Origin of the sequence: Inquilinus limosus (assembly GCF_002195995.1) — a bacterium.
GTDB classification, from domain to species: domain Bacteria; phylum Pseudomonadota; class Alphaproteobacteria; order DSM-16000; family Inquilinaceae; genus Inquilinus; species Inquilinus limosus_C.
Map to the genome: position 1 here is coordinate 1 of NZ_NHON01000192.1, position 4334 is coordinate 4334.

The 4334-nt window shown below is 71.8% G+C and carries 3 protein-coding genes and 1 pseudogene; all 4 read left to right on the forward strand.

What is annotated here, in order from left to right; genetic code table 11:
• Nucleotides 1-124 precede the first annotated feature (124 nt).
• Nucleotides 125-1027, forward strand: coding sequence for an alpha/beta hydrolase (locus BWR60_RS35690; protein ID WP_179222089.1), 903 nt, complete (start codon nucleotides 125-127; stop codon nucleotides 1025-1027).
• A 22-nt stretch (nucleotides 1028-1049) separates the two neighbouring features.
• Nucleotides 1050-2600 (forward strand): ABC transporter substrate-binding protein, encoded by a 1551-nt coding sequence (locus BWR60_RS35695; protein WP_179222090.1) that lies wholly within the window; start codon nucleotides 1050-1052, stop codon nucleotides 2598-2600.
• Between the two features lie 288 nt (nucleotides 2601-2888).
• Nucleotides 2889-3422 carry a peptidase S1 gene (locus tag BWR60_RS35700; protein WP_088158059.1) on the forward strand — a complete coding sequence of 178 codons (534 nt, stop codon included), beginning with the start codon at nucleotides 2889-2891 and terminating at the stop codon, nucleotides 3420-3422.
• A gap of 8 nt (nucleotides 3423-3430) precedes the next feature.
• Nucleotides 3431-4334 (forward strand): annotated as a pseudogene (locus BWR60_RS35705) (hypothetical protein); the annotation flags it as partial.

The window sequence follows — 4334 nt, forward strand, 5'->3', positions numbered from 1 at the left end:
CACCCGTGGCCGCCCCCGCGCCTGCCGCCTTGTAGCATGCCGGGTTGCCGCCCGCGATTTTGACGTCTATCGTCACGACAAAATTGGCGCCAATTTTGGAGAAAGCCAAATGGCGGATGGCGGGGTGGCGAGATCGGATCCCGGGGCGGGCGCCGGAACGGCCCGCGAGGCATCGGAGGAATCGGCGGCTCGGCCGGCGGCGGCGGGCCCGCGGCGCACGGGCGCCACGCCCCTGCTGTCCTGCCGCGCCGATCCGCGATTCTCCTACAGCCTGTTCATTCCCCCGAGGCTGCGCGCGACCGAGCGGGTGCCGCTGCTGGTGTCGGTGCATGGCAGCCTGCGCGGCGTCGAATCGAGCCGCGACGCCTTTGCCGATTTCGCCCGCTGGCACGGCGCCGTGGTGCTGGCGCCGCTGTTCCCGGCCGACCCGCTCGGCGACGGCAACGAGGACGGCTACAAATACCTGGCCGAGGGCGACATCCGGTACGACCGGCTGCTGCTGGCCATGGTGGCGGAGGCCGAGGCCCGCCTGGGCCTGGGCTTCGACCGCTTCTGCCTGGCCGGTTTCTCCGGCGGCGCCCATTTCGCCCACCGCTTCCTGCTGCTGCATCCGGAGCGGCTGCGCGCCGTGTCGATCGGCGCCCCGGGATCGGTGACGCTGATCGACCCGAAGCGCGGCTGGTGGGTCGGCACCCGCGACATGGAGCGGCTGTTCGGCCGCGCCCCGGAGCTGGAGGCGATGCGCAGGGTGCCGGTGCATCTGGCAATCGGCGACAGCGACCTGGAGACGGCGTCGATCACCCACCGCCCCGGCAGCCGGCACTGGAGGACGGACGCCAACCGCGCCGGGGCCAACCGCATCGCCCGGCTGACCAGCCTGCGCCGCAACCTGCAGGCCCACGGGCTGGCGGTGCGGCACGACATCATCCCCGGCGCCGCCCATGATTTCGCGGCGGTGGCGGAGCGGGCGCGCGACTTCTTCCACGACGTGCTCGGCCCCGGCCGGGCACCGGCCTTCAGCGCATAACCACAAACAAACAGGGGGCAGAATGAACCGGCTCATGCTTCTGGCCGCGGCGGCGACGCTGGCGGCGGTCCCTGCCGTCGCGGCCGAGGCGCCGCAGCGCGGCGGCACCATCACCACGGTGCTGTCGGCCGATATCCGCAGCACCAATCCGGGCGTCGACCGCGACGGCGCCACCGACATCGTGCACCAGCACATCGTCGAGGGGCTGGTCGGGTTCCGCGAGGACCTGGAGGTCGGGCCGATGCTGGCCGACCGCTGGGACGTCTCGCCGGACGGCCGGACCTACACCTTCCATCTGCGCCAGGGCGTGAAGTTCCAGAACGGCGCCACCATGACCTCGGCCGAGGTGAAATGGTCCTGGGACCGGCTGATGGACCCGGCCACCAAATGGCGTTGCCGCGACGTCTACACCGGCGACAACGGGCTGAAGGTCGAGAGCGTCACGGCGCCGGACCCGGACACCGTGGTCTATGCGCTGAACCGCGCGGATGCCGGCTTCCTGTACAATCTGGCGCGGATGGATTGCGGCGGCACGCCGGTGCTGCACCCGTCCTCGGTCAAGCCGGACGGCAGCTGGGACAAGCCGGTCGGCACCGGCCCCTTCATCCTGTCGGACTGGCGCCCGGGCCAGTACATCGAGCTGACCCGCTTCGACGGCTACACCCCGCGCGACGACGCCATGAGCGGCTATGTCGGCCGCAAGGAGGTGTATGTCGACAAGGTCCGCTTCGCCATCATGCCGGACGCGGCGGCCAAGCTGACGGCGCTGCAGGCCGGGGCGCTGGACACCGCGCCGCTGGAATCGCAGGACCGGATCCAGCTGCAGGGCAACCCGAACCTGACGGTCGAATCCGCCGTCACCCCGGGCTGGGAGGCGCTGATCCTGCATTCCGAGGACCCGGTGCTGCAGGACAAGCGGGTGCGGCAGGCGATCGTGATGGCGCTGGACCGCGCCGCCATCGCCGAGGCCGTGACCTTCGGCGGCTCGAAATTCTCGGCGACGCCGGTGCCGGCGTTCAGCCCCTACCACTCCCAGGCCCAGACCGACGCCCTGCCCTACGACCCGGAGCGGGCCAAGGCCCTGCTGGCCGAGGCCGGCTACAAGGGCCAGCGCATCGTCATGACCGCCAACAAGCGCTATGCCGAGATGTATGACTGCGCCGTGCTGATGCAGGACATGCTGCGCGGCGTCGGGCTCAACGTCGACCTCGAGGTGCTGGAATGGACAGCACAGCTGGACGCCTATACCACCGGCAAGTTCCAGACCCAGTCCTTCTCCTACTCGCCGCGACTGGACCCGCTGGGCCAGTGGGAGCGGATCATCGGCCCGCAGCCGCGCAAGATCTGGAAGGACCCGCGCGCCATCGACCTGCTGGCCCAGGCCAACGCCACCACCGACCGGGCGCAGATGCAGTCGGTGCTGGACCAGATCGGCCGCCTGTTCACCGAGGAGGCGCCGGCCGCCAGCCTGTATCTGCACGCCTCGGACTACGCCGTCGCCAGGCGGGTGCAGGGCTTCAAGGTGTGGCCGGCGGACGCGCCGCGCTACTGGAACGTCTGGTTGGCCAAATGACCATCGCTCCGAACGCCTGAACACCAAGGGATTCCGCGGCCCTTACCGACTCCCGGACAATATGACCGCACCGTTCGGCCAGGCCCCCATGATCTCCCCCTTGCCGGATCAGTATCCCGATCGATCTTGATTGGGTCTCATTTGGCAGGTTGGAGGGGCTCCATTGACCAACGGCGCCAATGAGGGGATCATTCCGGCTTCCCATCAGTCAGGCGCATGGCGCAGGACTGCCCGACGCCTCGCCCGGCTCGTCGAGTGACCGAGCCGGCCAGCCGCAGGGAGGAACGGATGCCTCACCGTAAGACGCCGGCCGGCGTCGCGGTTGCCGTCGCCTGGGCGATGGTCTCGGCCCAGGCCGCCGCCCAGACGGCGGCGACCCCGGTGGCCACCACGGCACCGGCCGGCGCCCCCGATGCCGACGCCCGGCCGTCCTATGAGACCGTGTCCCTGAACGGGGGCTTCACGGTCGACCCCTTCCCGATCGGCGTCATCGCCGGCGGTCCGTATTCGGTCGCCGGGCTCGGCCCGGACTGCGTCGGCAACATCACGCCCGGCCGGGCCGACGCCAAGATCGAGTTCGAGAACGGCCAGCGCCCGCTCAGCATCTATGCCGCCGCGGGCTCCGACGTCGCCCTCCTCGTCCACACGCCGGCCGGGGCATGGGTCTGCGCCGACGATTCCGACGATGGCGGCATCAACCCCGCGATCACCTTCCAGAGGCCCGCCAACGGCACCTATGCCGTCTGGGTGGCGGCGGTCGACACCTCGACCCGGCCGGTTCCCGCCGTTCTGGTGATCAGCGAACTTCCTCCCACCTGGTGAGGATCGTCATGACGACCAAGATCCCACGCTCGCCGCTGCTCCTGGCACGGCACTCGGCGATGCTCCTGGCCCTGGCGGCCGCGGGGTGCGCCGACAGCCCGGCGCAGAAGCCCTTCCCCGACTACAACAAGGCGCCGGACGGCGGCACCGGCATGCAGCAGCCGGCGGAGGCCGCGCCCGCCGCCTCCGCCGGGCCCGTCGCCGAGGCCAGCCTGCTGGCCCGCAAGGTCGAGACGACCCGCTCGACCCTCGACCTGGCGGTCGACACCACGCGAAGGCGCCTGACCAAGCTCAAGCAGCAGATCGTCGATGCGAAGCAGATGCTCGACGAGCGTGGCGGACGGCGCGCCAATCCGGAGCAGTATGCCGCGCTGGACGCCGCACGGAACCAGATCGGCCTGGCGCTGTTCCGGACCCGCGCCTCGACCAGCCGCCGCGCCGCCACGGTGCCGGAGCAGGCGGCGACGGTCCGCGACCTGGGCGGCCTGATCACCTCGGTGTCCGGGGTCGTCGGCACGATCGGCGCCGGGTCCGTCGCGCCGCCGGCGGCGGTGTCGGCCGAAACGGCGATCGCGCAGGCGCCACCGCCGGCGATGCCGTCGGGTGCGCCGACGCCGGACCAGTTGGAGATCGCCGCGGCGCTGCCTGGCGCCCCCGGCGCCGCACCGCCTGGCGAGATGCCGGTGGCAAGCGCCGGGCTGCCGGGCGGCGAGACGCCTGTGGCCGGGCCGCAGCCCGGCCAGCCGGCAGCCACCGCGTCCGCGCCCCGGCCGGCCGCCCCGATTGCGCCACCGACGACCACCGCGCAGGCCGACCCCGTCTATGAGCGGATGCTGGCCCGCGCCAGGCCGTCGCGCGCCCTGGAAGAGGTTCCTGCGGCGCTAGGCGCACCGCCTCCCGCCGGCGCCGCAG